The sequence below is a fragment of the Microvirga aerophila genome, assembly GCF_003332305.1.
GTDB classification, from domain to species: Bacteria; Pseudomonadota; Alphaproteobacteria; order Rhizobiales; family Beijerinckiaceae; genus Microvirga; species Microvirga aerophila.
On record NZ_QOIO01000011.1, the window covers coordinates 40,495 to 53,232 of the forward strand.

Annotated in this window: 12 protein-coding genes; 3 read left to right on the top strand and 9 right to left on the bottom strand. The window is 65.1% G+C overall.

The genetic code is table 11. The features are described from left to right. Positions 1–21: 21 nt before the first annotated feature. Both DRB19_RS08070 and DRB19_RS08075 read right to left on the bottom strand, forming a co-directional pair. Complete coding sequence (locus DRB19_RS08070) at positions 22–687, bottom strand: methionine ABC transporter permease (RefSeq protein ID WP_114185532.1); 666 nt, start codon at positions 685–687, stop codon at positions 22–24. Then, positions 677–1,771: a methionine ABC transporter ATP-binding protein gene (locus tag DRB19_RS08075; RefSeq protein ID WP_114185533.1), complete on the bottom strand. Its 1,095-nt coding sequence runs from the start codon at positions 1,769–1,771 to the stop codon at positions 677–679. Before DRB19_RS08075 ends, DRB19_RS08070 begins: the two co-directional genes overlap by 11 nt. A gap of 264 nt (positions 1,772–2,035) precedes the next feature. Here DRB19_RS08075 and DRB19_RS08080 point away from each other — a divergent pair, with 264 nt between their 5' ends. Next, complete coding sequence (locus DRB19_RS08080; RefSeq protein ID WP_114185605.1) at positions 2,036–4,129, top strand: ABC transporter ATP-binding protein/permease; 2,094 nt, start codon at positions 2,036–2,038, stop codon at positions 4,127–4,129. 116 nt (positions 4,130–4,245) lie between these two features. On the opposite strand, the gene DRB19_RS08085 is transcribed toward DRB19_RS08080, so the two are convergent. The 7 genes from DRB19_RS08085 to DRB19_RS08115 all read right to left on the bottom strand — a co-directional run bounded on the left by DRB19_RS08085 (position 4,246) and on the right by DRB19_RS08115 (position 11,146). Continuing rightward, positions 4,246–4,725: an META domain-containing protein gene (locus DRB19_RS08085; protein ID WP_114185534.1), complete on the bottom strand. Its 480-nt coding sequence runs from the start codon at positions 4,723–4,725 to the stop codon at positions 4,246–4,248. Positions 4,726–4,855: 130 nt separating this feature from the next. Beyond that, positions 4,856–5,830 carry an ATP phosphoribosyltransferase gene (gene hisG, locus DRB19_RS08090; protein ID WP_114185535.1) on the bottom strand — a complete coding sequence of 325 codons (975 nt, stop codon included), beginning with the start codon at positions 5,828–5,830 and terminating at the stop codon, positions 4,856–4,858. Beyond that, complete coding sequence (locus DRB19_RS08095; protein WP_114185536.1) at positions 5,830–6,924, bottom strand: ATP phosphoribosyltransferase regulatory subunit; 1,095 nt, start codon at positions 6,922–6,924, stop codon at positions 5,830–5,832. Before DRB19_RS08095 ends, hisG begins: the two co-directional genes overlap by 1 nt. A 213-nt stretch (positions 6,925–7,137) precedes the next feature. Then, positions 7,138–7,614 carry a hypothetical protein gene (locus tag DRB19_RS08100; protein WP_114185537.1) on the bottom strand — a complete coding sequence of 159 codons (477 nt, stop codon included), beginning with the start codon at positions 7,612–7,614 and terminating at the stop codon, positions 7,138–7,140. Positions 7,615–7,729: 115 nt separating this feature from the next. Next, positions 7,730–9,292, bottom strand: a complete 1,563-nt coding sequence (hisS, locus tag DRB19_RS08105; protein ID WP_114185538.1) for a histidine--tRNA ligase — start codon at positions 9,290–9,292, stop codon at positions 7,730–7,732. Positions 9,293–9,467: 175 nt separating this feature from the next. After that, complete coding sequence (gene aptA, locus DRB19_RS08110; protein ID WP_114185539.1) at positions 9,468–10,817, bottom strand: omega-aminotransferase AptA; 1,350 nt, start codon at positions 10,815–10,817, stop codon at positions 9,468–9,470. Between the two features lie 107 nt (positions 10,818–10,924). After that, positions 10,925–11,146, bottom strand: coding sequence for a heavy-metal-associated domain-containing protein (locus DRB19_RS08115; RefSeq protein WP_114185540.1), 222 nt, complete (start codon positions 11,144–11,146; stop codon positions 10,925–10,927). Between the two features lie 197 nt (positions 11,147–11,343). Here DRB19_RS08115 and DRB19_RS08120 point away from each other — a divergent pair, with 197 nt between their 5' ends. Next, on the top strand, positions 11,344–11,736 hold the full coding sequence (locus DRB19_RS08120; RefSeq protein WP_114185541.1) for a hypothetical protein: 393 nt from the start codon (positions 11,344–11,346) through the stop codon (positions 11,734–11,736). Beyond that, on the top strand, positions 11,667–12,707 hold the full coding sequence (locus tag DRB19_RS08125) for an EAL domain-containing protein (protein WP_114185542.1): 1,041 nt from the start codon (positions 11,667–11,669) through the stop codon (positions 12,705–12,707). The genes DRB19_RS08120 and DRB19_RS08125 overlap by 70 nt, the downstream gene beginning before the upstream one ends. Positions 12,708–12,738: the final 31 nt, after the last annotated feature.

The following is a 12,738-nucleotide window of genomic DNA, read 5'->3' on the forward strand; positions in this document are numbered from 1 at the left end:
CTTGTTACTCGTTGGAAAAGATCAGCTGTGACGAACACGTTTGTTGAGATGGCGTGACAGGCGGTCGCCGATGCTCTGGACAACTTGGACCAGCACGATGAGAACGACCACGACGGCGAGCATCGTCTCCGGCATGAAGCGCTGATAGCCGTAGCGGATGCCGAGGTCGCCCAAGCCTCCGCCGCCCACCGCCCCAACCATGGCCGAGTAGCCGATGAGCGACACCACCGCGAGGGTCAGGCCCAGCGCGATCCCCGGCAGGGCTTCGGGGATCAGAACCTTCAGGACGATCTGCAAGGGGCTTGCCCCAAAAGCGCGGGCCGCTTCGATGAGGCCTTGGTCGACCTCTCGGATCGCGCCTTCGATGAGCCGCGCGATGAACGGCGTCGCGGCGACGGTCAGCGGAACGATGGCGGCGCTGGTGCCGATGGAGGTGCCGGCGATCAGGCGGGTGAACGGAATGATCGCCACCACCAGGATGATGAAGGGCGTGGAGCGGGCCGCGTTGACGATCACGCCAAGACCCCGATTGACCCACGGGGCTGCATAAAGCTCGCCCTTGCCGCTGGTGGCGAGAAAGATGCCGAGCGGCAGGCCGAGCAGCGTGGCGATGCCGGCGGAGACCGCCACCATGTAGAGAGTTTCGCCGGTGGCGCTGGCGATCAGGCGGATCATCTCAGGCGACATGGCCGAGAACCTCCGTGTCGAGACCGTATTGCTTCAGGAAATCGATGGTCGTCTTGAGGGATTGTTCCGGCACGCCGATGACCAGGGTGCCGCAGGGGCGGCCTGCGATCTCGTCCACGGAGCCGGCCAGAATATTGGCCTCGATGCCAAGGTCGCGGGCGAGACGCGCCAGCACCGGGTCGGTGGCGTGCGGGCCGCGGAAGCCGATGCGGATCACGGCCTGGCTGCCAGGCTTCGGCTCGGGCTGCAGGCGGTTTGCCACGTAAGGCGGAAGGGCGCGGCCGGTCTCGTCTCCCAGGAAGGAGCGCGTCACCTCATGCTGCGGGCGGGTGAAGACATCGAACACGTCGCCCTGTTCGACGATGCGGCCGCCCTCGATCACCGCCACGTCGCGGGCGATGGAGCGGATCACGGCCATCTCGTGGGTGATGAGCACGATGGTCAGCCCGAGTTCGGCGTTGATGCGGGCCAGAAGGTCGAGGATCGAGCGGGTGGTTTCCGGGTCGAGGGCGGAGGTTGCCTCGTCGGACAGGAGCACCTTCGGGTTGGTGGCGAGCGCACGGGCAATGCCGACGCGCTGCTTCTGGCCGCCTGACAACTCGGACGGATAGCGGTTGCGCTTGTCCGAAAGCCCGACCAGGGCAAGCAGTTCCTCGACCCGGGTTCTGATTGCCGCCTTGTCGTAGCCGGCCACTTCGAGCGGCAGGGCCACGTTCTGGGCCGCCGTGCGGGAGGACAGGAGATTGAAGTGCTGGAAAATCATGCCGATCGAGCGCCGCGCATGACGGAGCGCCGCCTCGGGCAGGGCCGAAATGTCGGCCCCGTCGACGATCACCCGGCCGGAGGAGGGCTTCTCCAGTCCGTTGACGAGGCGGATCAGAGTCGATTTACCCGCGCCCGAGCGGCCAATGATCCCGAGAACCGAGCCCTGCGGCACCGCGAGGTCGACGCCCTCAAGCGCACTCACCGGCAAGCCGTCGCGGCCGGCGAACACCTTCGTGATCTTCTCCAGGCGCACGATCGGCTCCGCCGGGACAAGGCGTTGGAGCGGCTGGTCGCCGAGATATCCGAGAGGGGCGTTCATGGGTCGATCAGGCTCGGTCTTGATGGGTGATACGGGTGACATATGATGCCTTTGTTCTCCAAGTCAACCTTTTCGTTCTTTATAACGGACTGTACGTTGTGAAGAACGCTCTATAGGGGCGCTCAGTCGTGATGTCGATGCCTGGGATATCTGGTCACAGGCTCGTTATGTTGGAACTTTCTCCTTTCTTTTGCCATGAGCGCGGTTGATCGCCCCCTGCGCGCCTGACTAAACAGGCAGAGTCGAGTTTTTGAGGATATGTTCATGGTCAAGGCCAGCATCGGGGCGGGACTGATTGGTCTTGCTCTTCTCGCGCTGCACTTCGTTGAGGGCAACCTGTCGCTCCTGTTGCCTCTCGCAGTGCTGGGCTTAAGCCTGGCTTTGTACCTGTCCCGGGACATCCCGAAATTCCTCAAGGTGTTCATCGGGGTCCTGACCGCCGTCGAGGCGATCCTGGTCGCCTTGAGCTTGGCCGACGCCGCCGGAACGGTACCGGAATTCCTGACGGCTTACGTGCCGCCCGCCTCCATGCCGGTCGGGGCGACGATCTTCGCCTTCGTGATCTACTGCGTGTCCCGGATTCCCGTGATCCGCACCATCATGCGGATTGCCGACCGGTACTTCACCTCGAACGCGCCGGCCGAGATCAAAATCCCGCTGATCGGAACCGTGCGCGCCTCGGAGGGCGCGATCGGCACGGCGCTGCTCGTCTTCCTGATCCTGATCAACCTCGGGCAGGTCGCCCTCAACGTGCGTCTCAACTTCTTCGGGCGCGATATGTTCAATGCCTTGCAGGACAAGGATGCGGGCGCGTTCTGGTATCAGCTCTTCGGCGTCTTCGTGCCGCTGGCCGCCGTGTTCGTCACCGTGGCCATGGTGGAGATCGTATCGCAATACGTGCTGCGCATCCGCTGGCGCGAATTCCTCAACCGGCTCTATGTCCATGAATGGCTGAGCGACGGCACCCATTACCGCATGCAGCTCATCGGCCGCGAGGCGGACAACCCGGACCAGCGTATCGCCGAGGACCTGCGCAGCTACATCGACCAGACCTATACCCTGTCCATGGGTCTCATGAACCAGTCCGCCACCCTGGTGTCGTTCATCGCGATCCTGTGGTCCCTGTCGGCCGGATTCACGCTGCCGGGCTCCGATGTCCCGGTTCCGGGCCTCCTGGTCTGGGTCTGTATCGCCTACGCGCTGTTGGGCACCTGGCTGACCCATGTGATCGGCCGGCCGCTGATCGCCCTCTACTTCCAGCAGGAAAGGGTGGAGGCCGATTACCGCTTTTCCCTGGCGCGACTGCGCGAATATACCGAGCAGGTGGCGCTCCTGGGCGGCGAGGCCGCCGAGGAGGAGGCCCTCAACAACCGGTTTGCCCGAATCGTGCAGAACTTCATGCAGATCGTACGCCGGGTCATGCGCCTGCAGATCTTCCAGTCCACCTATTTCCAGGCCAACGTGGTGGTGCCCTACATCCTCACCGCGCCTTACTACTTCATCGGCAAGATCACTCTCGGGCAGATGCAGCAGACGGTCGGCGCCTTCTCGAGCGTGCAGGGAGCCCTGGATTTCTTCATCACGTCCTATTCGACCATCGCCAATTACAAGGCGGTGGTGGACCGCCTCACGACCTTCGAGGCGGCGGTCGAGACCGTGCATCGCAGCGATGCGGCAAACCGGGTCCAGCTTGCTCCCTCGTCCAATGCGGATCTCAACGTCTCGGGCCTTCAGGTGGCGCTGCCGGACGGACGCGTCCTCATGCGGGCGGATGGCGTCGCATTCCGCCAAGGCGAGACGACCCTGCTCACCGGTCCCTCGGGCTCAGGCAAATCCACCCTGTTCCGGGCGATCTCGGGCATCTGGCCATTCGGCGCAGGTCAGATCCAGGTGCCTGAGAGCCAGACCATGATGCTGCTGCCGCAACGGCCCTACATCCCGCAAGGGAGCCTGCGCGAGGCTGTGACCTACCCGGGCACCCATGGGGAATACGACGACGTCAAGATCGCGGAGGCGCTGCGGGCCGCCAAGCTGCCCGCCTTGGCCGACAGGCTGGACGAGGAGCGCGCTTGGTCGCAGACCCTGTCGCTCGGCGAGCAGCAGCGCCTCGCCATCGCCCGCGCCCTGCTGGCGAAGCCCGATTGGCTCTTCCTGGACGAAGCCACGGCGGCCCTGGACGAGCCGACGGAGGCAGAGATCTACGAGGTGATCAGGGACAAGCTGCCGGAAGCCACCGTCGTGTCCATCGGCCACCGGTCCACGCTTGCGGCGTTCCACGACCGACGCATCGACATGAAGAAGATGGACGACGGGCTCTATGCCCCGGTCGAGAAGCGCCAGCCGGAGCCTGCGGCCTGATCGACAGGTCGTTGTCATCATCGGCCTTGTGCCGGTGATCCCGCTTCCATAGGGCCTCTTCCAAAAGAGATGGCCGGGACAAGCCCGGCCATGACACGAAGTCGAATGCTGTTCGCTTAGAGCGAGCGCTCGAACCGCAACTCGCCGTTCTGCGTGCGGATGATCAGGGTCGGGCCCTGAATGTCCCATTTGGCCGAGGTGCGCAAAGCCACCAGGAAGGCCTGCTCGATCGCCATGGCGGACTTGTCGCAGGAGCGCTTGGTGAGAGCGAAGGGGCCGACCGCCATGCCTTGCTCGCGCAGGGGATAGGCGGTTGCCGTGTAGGTATTGCAGCCGCCGAAGCCGCTCGCGCGGAGCTGGTCGTCGAGCCTGAAGCTTGGACGTTCGCCGCCGAAAGGCTTACCGTTCAGGCTCACCGCTACCCAGGACGAACCCAAGGGGAAGACCTTGCCACCCTGGCCAGGCTGCGGAACCTTGGTGTCGACCTGACGGGTCGGTCCCACCGGGCGACCCAGGGTCGTTGCCGCGGACTGTGCATGGGCTGCCGACACAGTGGCGAGGGTTGCAAACAGCACCGCCAATCGAAGCGCGTTCATCGGTAACCTCTTGATCGAAAAACGCCGGACCATAGGGGGCCTTGGCCTGGGAGGCAACGCCCTCGATGATCTTGTCCAAGCAACTCGTGATTCAACACGCCAAATCTGAAGCTTTCGTGAAGGCGGCGGTTCAGCCGAGCCGCCTCCGCAACCGCTCGGTGAGGGCGTTGGTGGGTCGGAACAGATAGTCGAATGTCCGTACCGTAACGTCATGCGCCCCAATGTTCTGGAGCGCCGCCACGATTTCGAACACGATCGCGGCCCGGCAATGGAGAACAAGCTCGCGGCCTTGCGGCGGCCCATAGGGCAGGGATGCGTCGAAAGCCTGGACGAGGGGCGCGAGGGCAGACGCAACGGATGGATCGAGGGCTGCTCTCACCTCCCGGCTCATGCGCGCTTCCTCTTCCGCCGCGATGCGGGTGAGAACGACGTTTGCGGCCTCCTTGGCCCTGGCGGTCCAGGGCGCGCGGGTGGAGGCCACAAGATTGGCCTCCGAGCGCAGCATAACGCCGTCCTCGAGGATCTTGAGAGCATTGGCCGCGAGTGTCGCGCCAGTCGTGGTGATGTCGACGATCAGCTCCGCAGAGCCTGCTCCCGGCGCACCCTCGGTGGCTCCCAGGCTCTCGACGATCCGGTAATCGGCGACGCCCTTCTCCGCGAAGAAGCGGCGGGTGAGGTTCAGGTATTTGGTCGCGACCCGCATCTTGTAGCCGTGGCGGGCGCGAAGGTCCGCCGCCACCTCGTCGAGGTCCGCCATGGTGCGCACGTCGATCCAGGCCTGGGGCACCGCGACCACCACATTGGCATGGCCGAAGCCCAGGGGCGTCAGCAATTCCATGGCGTCATCCGCATCCGGCACCTGCTCGCGCACCAAGTCTTCGCCGGTAATGCCGAGATGCGCCGCGCCGGTGGCGAGTTGGTTCACGATCTCGGAGGCGGACAGGAACGCCACCTCCACGTTCGGCACCCCGGCCAGCGTTCCGCGATAGTCCCGCGCGCCGCGGGACTGGGTGAAGACGAGCCCGGCACGGGCGAAGAACGCGGCTGCGTTCTCCTGAAGCCGACCCTTGGATGGCACCGCCAGGATGAGGGGAGAATCGGTCATCAGGGCCTCCCCAGGATGCGGTCGAGCCAGAACGAGCAGCCGACTGCTGGAATCGGAGCCCTGGCTCCAAGGTGTTCGAGCAGCCCGTCATAGCGCCCGCCGCCTACGATGGGCTTGCCGTCGTCGCGGCTTGAATTCTGCACCTCGAAGATGAAGCCCGTGTAGTAGTCGAGATTGCGCGCGAAGGTGGCGGCGAATGAGAAGGCGCTCACATCGAGGCCCCGCGCCGCCATGAAGCCGGTGCGCTCCTCGAAGACGGTGACGGCTGCCGTGAGGTCGAGCCCCGCATCCCGCGCAAGCGCCTTGACCGCCTCGGCGGCCTGATCGGGATTTCCCGAAATGGCGAGATAGCGCTCCAGGACGTCTCGGGCCCTGTCGGGCAATCCGGTCCGGTTGGCGGCGCGCGCGAGGAAGCGCTCTGCGATCTCACCGGCGCTGCGTCCTCCGACCCGGGCGATGCCCGCAATCGACAGGATGTCCTCCACGAAAGCCTTGGCGGCCTGGGGAGCCTGACCTTCGATGGCGGCCAGCAATCCCGCATGTTCCTGCTGGGAAGCCCCGTCCGGCTCGCTCAGACCGGCGATCCCCTGGCCCGACACGATGGCCCGGATCACGCGGCGCTTCGCGGCAGGTGCGATCCCGAGGGCATCGATCAACCCGTTGAGAAGGCCCATGTCCCCGAGCTTCACACGGTACGATAGGCCCCCAAGGCTCTCAAGGCCTTCCAGGGCAAGGCCCAGGATCTCCGCATCGGCGGCCGGAATATCGGTCCGGCCGATGGATTCGAGGCCGGCCTGCAGGAACTCCCCGCTCTCGTTGGGCCGCATGCGGAACACGGGCCCGCCATAGCTGTAGCCAGAGGGCTCATGGCCGCGGTCGCCGAGATGCTGAAGGCAGACGGGGATCGTGTATTCGGGCCTGAGACACAGCTCTGCGCCGGCCGCGTCTTGCGTGACGAACATCCGCCTGCGGATGTCCTCGCCCGACAGGTCGATGAACACGTCCGCCGGCTGAAGCACCGGCGGCTCAGTGCGCGCATAGCCCTCGCGCTCGAAGAGCGCGATCAGCGCAAAAATGGCTTCCGTCTCCGTCACGGTCCCGCAATCCCTTGATCCGCATGCTCTCTAGCAATGCTTGGCCGGGATGGCGACCGTTTTTGACCGAAAGGGTGAATGGGCTGATCAACGTCAGGCAGTCATCCGGGACGTCGAAGGCGATCCGGGATCGGCAGACGAGAGTTGCGTCTTGTTTTGCCGGCGATCCCGGGTTCCGCTTCGCGGCCCCGGGATGACAGTGAGCAACGATGCTCAGTGCTTTCCGGCCTTGTCGTCCTTGGCCTTCGGCGACGTCTTGCGTCTGGTGTGGTCGCTGGAAAGGTGGGCGTATTGCACGCGCTTGCGGGCGGGCTTGCCGCCCTCGTCGCCCTCGTTCCCCTGATCGCCCACGAGAGAGGCAGGGAGAAACTGGCGGGCCGCCTCGGTGACGACGCCGGCCACGGCTCCGGCGGCCGTCTGCATGGCGTCTTTCGTGATATCGGCGGCATCGGAACCGGCATCCACCGCCGCGGAGCCTGCCTTCTTGGCCGTGCGGGTTCTGGTGAGAGCGGCCGCAGCAGCACCTGCTGCCGCAATCAGCGCATCGGCCAGGATCTCGCGGCCGAGATTGGAATTGACGAGTTCCATGAGACCGGACTTGCGGACAGCTTTCGGCAGCTTCGCGCCGGTCGCCTTCTTGCTCTTGCCGGTGTTCTTCTTGTCCTTAGCCTTGTCTTTCGCCTTCGCCATTGTTGCCTCCTGATGGTCAAGCTTGGGGAACAACCCGCTTCTCAGCTTGGGAGTTCCAGAGCACTTGATACGACGTATCGCGAAGAGACGGCCGCGCCCGGAAGGCGCAGGGGCGCTAACTGAAATGACGCCCCAGCACTTCGCGGACTGCCTCGACGAGCCTGTCTTCCGGGATGGAGAACTGGGCCGGCCGGGCGGCCTTCCACTCCTCGTTGGACGCAATCGCCTCGGCGGCCTTTGCCCCCTCGATCAGGTCCTTGATCTCGACCTCGCCGCGCTCGCGCTCGTTGGAACCCTGGATGATCACGCAGGGGCTCTGGCGCTTGTCGGCATATTTCATCTGCGCCTTCATGCCGGACGATCCAAGATAGAGCTCAGCCCGGATGCCAGCCTGGCGCAGGCTCGAGACCATGCGCTGGTAGGCGGCCACCTGGTCCCGGTCCATCACGAGAACCACCACGGGGCCCGGCTTGTCCTGCCCCGACACGATGGGGCTATTGACCATCCGCAGCGCCGAGAACAGGCGCGACACGCCGATGGAGAAGCCCGTCGCCGGAACCGGCTCGGGCCGGAAGCGGCCCACGAGCCCGTCATAGCGCCCGCCGCCGCCGACTGAGCCGAAGCGCACGGGGCGTCCGTCCTCGTCCTGCACCTGGAAGGTCAGTTCGGCCTCATAAACAGGCCCGGTATAGTATTCGAGGCCGCGCACCACGGACGGGTCGATGATGACCCGATCCTCATAGCCGGCAGCATCAACGAGTTCTGCAATCTGAGCTAACTCATCGACGCCAGCACGGTAGGTCGCGCTCTCGAAGTCCAACTTACGCAGCTGCTGGATCGCCAAAGCGTTCTTGGTCGATTTGAAGATCGTGGTGCCTTCAATCGTCTCGGCACTATGATCGGTTGGGGTTGGTTGGGGGCTGGCGGTATGGCCGAAAGGGCTGAACAAAAATAGCAAAAGCTTAGTGATCTGCGCATCAGCAAGCTCTGCGCCTTTCGTGAAGTCGCCGCTTTCGTCCTTCCGTCCCTTGCCGAGAAGCTGCTGCACGCCGTCGCGCCCCAAACGGTCGAGCTTGTCGATGGCGCGAAGAACCGTGAGCCGCTGGCCTGCCTTGTCGTCACCACCGAGGCCGATGGCCTCGAGCACGCCATCGAGAACCTTACGGTTGTTGACTTTGACGATGAAGTCGCCGCGCTGAATGCCGACCTTCTCAAGGGTGTCGGCGGCCATCATGCAGATTTCCGCATCGGCTGCCACGGAGGCTGCGCCCACCGTATCAGCGTCGAACTGCATGAACTGGCGGAAGCGGCCTGGTCCCGGCTTCTCGTTGCGAAACACCCATCCGGCCCGGTAGCTGCGATAGGGCTTGGGCAGAGCGTCGAAGTTCTCGGCCACATAGCGGGCGAGGGGCGCCGTCAGGTCATAACGGAGCGACAGCCACTGCTCGTCGTCGTCCTGGAACGAGAACACGCCCTCGTTGGGCCGATCCTGGTCGGGCAGGAACTTGCCGAGCGCGTCGGTGTATTCGACGAAGGGCGTCTCCACACCCTCGAACCCATAGAGTTCGTAGGTTTCGCGGATCGCCGCGAGCATGCGTTCGGTCGCCGAGAGATCGGCGGGCCCGCGATCGGCAAAGCCGCGCGGCGCGCGAGCCTTGAGTTTGTCGGCCTTGGACATGGTTTTGGGACAGCCGTTTCTTGAAAGAAGTGCTGCGTCGTAACCTGTGCAGCCATAAGGGGCAAGGGTTCAGGCCTCACCTCACCGTCATGCCCGGCCTTTGCGGCGATGAGGCTCCAAGACGTGGATGGCCGGGCTTGTCCCGGCCATGACGCAGTATTTGGATGTTCGGGGCCTACGCCACCGCGCGGATCACCTTGCCGAGCTTGTCGGCGAGTTCTCCGATCTGGACCTCGGTGATGATGAGCGGAGGCGAGATTGCGATGGTGTCGCCGGTGATGCGGATCATCAGGTCGTGATCGTGGAAGCCGCGGTCCATGGCCTCGAAGGCGCGGGCGCCGAAGGCGTCGGGGCGGGATGCGAGGTCAATGGCGCCTACAAGCCCGACCGTGCGGATGTCGAGCACGTTCGGCAGGTCCTTGAGGCCGTGGATCGCGTCAGCCCAGACCGGCTCCAGGGCCTTCGCCCGCTCGAACAGCTTCTCGTCCCGGTAGATGTCCTGGGCGGCGAGCGCGGACGCGCAGGCGAGAGGGTGGCCCGAATAGGTGTAGCCGTGGAACAGCTCGATCATGTTGTCCGGCCCCTTCATGAAGGCATCGTGGATGCCCTTGCGGACCAGGACGCCTCCCATGGGAACGGTGCCGGAATTCACCCCCTTGGCGAAGGTGATCATGTCTGGGATGACGCCGTAGCGCTCGGCCGCGAACGCCGTGCCGAGGCGACCGAACCCTGTGATGACCTCGTCGAAGATGAGCAGGATGCCGTACTTGTCGCAGATCTGGCGCAGACGCTGCAGGTAGCCCTTCGGGGCCGGGATCACGCCGGTGGAGCCCGCCATGGGCTCGACGATCACGGCCGCGATGGTGGAGGCGTCGTGCAGCGCCACGATGCGCTCCAGTTCGTCCGCCAGATGCGCGCCCCATTCCGGCTCGCCGCGCGAGAAGGCCTGCTCGGCCCGGTTATAGGTATGCGGCAGATGATCGACGCCGGCGAGCAGGGAGCCGAAAAACTGGCGGTTCTTGACGATGCCGCCGACCGAGATGCCCCCGAAGCCGACGCCGTGATAGCCGCGTTCGCGGCCAATCAGACGCGTGCGGCTGCCCTGACCCTGGACGTTCCAGTAGGCCAGGGCGATCTTGAGCGCCGTGTCCACCGCCTCGGAACCGGAATTGCAGAAGAACACATGGTCGAGGTCGCCCGGCGCGAGCTGAGCGATGCGTGAGGCGATTGCGAAGCCGGCCGCATGGCCGAACTGGAAAGCGGGAGAATAATCGAGTTCCGCCGCTTGGGCCTGGATCGCCGCCGTGATCTCGTCCCGGTTGTGGCCGGCGTTGCAGCACCAGAGGCCCGCCGCGCCATCGAGCACGGCCCGGCCTTCCGGCGTGTAGTAGTGCATGTCCTTGGCGCGGGCGATCATGCGGGGCCGCGCCTTGAAGGAACGATTGGCCGTGAACGGAAGCCACCAGGCCTCGAGGTCGTTGGGCGCGGACAGGTCGTTGTCGGCTCTGGAGCTTTGGGCGGTCATGGCAATCCCCGGACGTGAATTCTTCCGGGCAACCTAGCAGCCGTTTTCGGGGGCGGCAAAAGGACTTTTGCATGGGAGATCCGCAAAAGCCCTTCAGGCTAGCGCCGTCACAAGGTCATGGCCCGGGCCTCGTAGCCGGCCGCGTTCAGCGCCTGCGCGACCTCGAGGGCTTGGGCGTTGGTGACGATGTGCGCCCGCCCGTGGTCGAGATCCACGTCGACCGTGGCGCTTGGGTCGAGGCGCTGCACGGCCTTCGTCACGGCCTTGACGCAACCCTCACAGGTCATTCCCTCCACCTGCATTAGCAGGTCCTTGCGGGGTTCTTCCATCGGTACATCCTTTCGCGTTCAATGGTGCGATCTCGGCCTCACGACAGGTCCAGGCAAGGTCCAGACGATAATTTCCCTATCGAGAACTCGATGCTTGAAATATTGGTGCACTTGCTGTTGTGGTGCCTCTAGGACAAGATCGTTACATCATTTGATTCGCTGGTTTTGACGTGAAACCACGGGGAGCGGGGGCACCCATGGTCATAACGGCCAAAAGGCTGTTTTTCCTCAAACGGAAGGAAGCGACGCTCGTCGCTTCCGGTCTGGTGCTGACGGCCGCGGCGGTCGCCGTTGCGGTCGCGCTGGAGGCCGGGATCGTGGTGGCGACGTTCGCGGCGCTTCACGTGATGGCCTTTGCGGGGGCGTGGCTCCGGGCCGATGCGGCTACGAACGCCGCCGAGCGGGCCTCTGCCGATCTCCTTCATCTTGCGCACCGGATCAGGCTCGATCAGCAGCGTGCTCCGGCCGCCTCAACTCCGGCCTTACGCTCGACCATGGCCGAGGTCACCGGCACGGCGGCATGCTGGGCGGCGTGGTGCGGGAACTCGCCCGGAACGTGGCGGCCCAGAACCGGGACGTCGCCCAGCTGAAGGACACACTGAGCGAGGCCGTCAGGGGAGACGACAAGTCCACCCTCAGGGTCGTGCCGGAGCTTGGCCAGTCCCGCGACGCAGGTGCTTCGCAGCCGAGCCCGCAGCCCGAGCCGTCGCTCCTGCCGCGCAGGGAAACCGAGGACGAGATCCGCCGCATGCGGCTGGTCACGCAAGCCTTCGAGACCGATCAGGTCGAGCTCCACCTCCAGCCCGTGGTCGCGCTTCCCCAGCGCAAGGTCCGGTTCTACGAGGCGTTGGCACGCCTGCGGCTGTTGGACGGCACCCTTCTCGGACCGGCCGAGTTCCTGCCCGCGCTAGAGCGCCTCGGCCGCGCACCCGAATTCGACCGGCGCATCGTCATCAGGGCACTCTCGGTCGCGCGTCACCTGCTGGCCCGCGGCAGGGAGGCGATCGTCGGCGTTAACCTGTCGCCGCGCTCGATCCGGGAGCCCGACTTCCTGTTTTCCCTCGTGGGTCTGATGGATTCCGCCCCCGAGGTCTTGGGCAAGGTCGTGCTGGAATTGCCCCAGGCGGCTTGGCGCAGCCTCGACGCGGAGCAGAAGGAGGCGCTTGCCCTGCTGCGGGACAAGGGCGTGCCTCTGTCCCTCGACCGCGCCGTCGATCTTGACTTTAATGCCCGCACCCTCGCCGATCTCGGCGTACGCTTCCTCAAGCTCCCGGCCGAGCTGATGATCGCCGCCGATCGGGCCGAGGGCCCGACATACATCCACGACACGGGAGTGCGGGATTTCGCCTCGGTGCTGCGGCGCGAGGGCATCAAGCTCGTAGCCGACCGGGTCGAGCGCGAGGAAATGGTGCCTGCCCTGATCAATCTCGGCATGCCGTTGGCCCAGGGCTTCGTCTTCGCGGCCCCACGCGCGGTGAGATCCGAGGTGCTGGTCTCGCCGGCCCGGAACACGGCGTTCTCCCAGAGAGACGATGGATCCGACCTGCGGCGGGCTGGTTGACTTACGCGACACGAGGGCCTACCCGCCCGAC

Excerpts from the sequence above, each read along its gene's own strand:
- DRB19_RS08085 (WP_114185534.1), bottom strand. The coding sequence starts at position 4,725 with ATGAACGCGCTTCGATTGGCGGTGCTGTTTGCAACCCTCGCCACTGTG.
- hisS (WP_114185538.1), bottom strand. The coding sequence starts at position 9,292 with ATGTCCAAGGCCGACAAACTCAAGGCTCGCGCGCCGCGCGGCTTTGCC.
- hisG (WP_114185535.1), bottom strand. The coding sequence starts at position 5,830 with ATGACCGATTCTCCCCTCATCCTGGCGGTGCCATCCAAGGGTCGGCTT.
- DRB19_RS08115 (WP_114185540.1), bottom strand. The coding sequence starts at position 11,146 with ATGGAAGAACCCCGCAAGGACCTGCTAATGCAGGTGGAGGGAATGACC.
- DRB19_RS08100 (WP_114185537.1), bottom strand. The coding sequence starts at position 7,614 with ATGGCGAAGGCGAAAGACAAGGCTAAGGACAAGAAGAACACCGGCAAG.
- DRB19_RS08125 (WP_114185542.1), top strand. The coding sequence starts at position 11,667 with ATGCTGGGCGGCGTGGTGCGGGAACTCGCCCGGAACGTGGCGGCCCAG.
- DRB19_RS08120 (WP_114185541.1), top strand. The coding sequence starts at position 11,344 with ATGGTCATAACGGCCAAAAGGCTGTTTTTCCTCAAACGGAAGGAAGCG.
- DRB19_RS08070 (WP_114185532.1), bottom strand. The coding sequence starts at position 687 with ATGTCGCCTGAGATGATCCGCCTGATCGCCAGCGCCACCGGCGAAACT.
- aptA (WP_114185539.1), bottom strand. The coding sequence starts at position 10,817 with ATGACCGCCCAAAGCTCCAGAGCCGACAACGACCTGTCCGCGCCCAAC.
- DRB19_RS08075 (WP_114185533.1), bottom strand. The coding sequence starts at position 1,771 with ATGAACGCCCCTCTCGGATATCTCGGCGACCAGCCGCTCCAACGCCTT.
- DRB19_RS08080 (WP_114185605.1), top strand. The coding sequence starts at position 2,036 with ATGGTCAAGGCCAGCATCGGGGCGGGACTGATTGGTCTTGCTCTTCTC.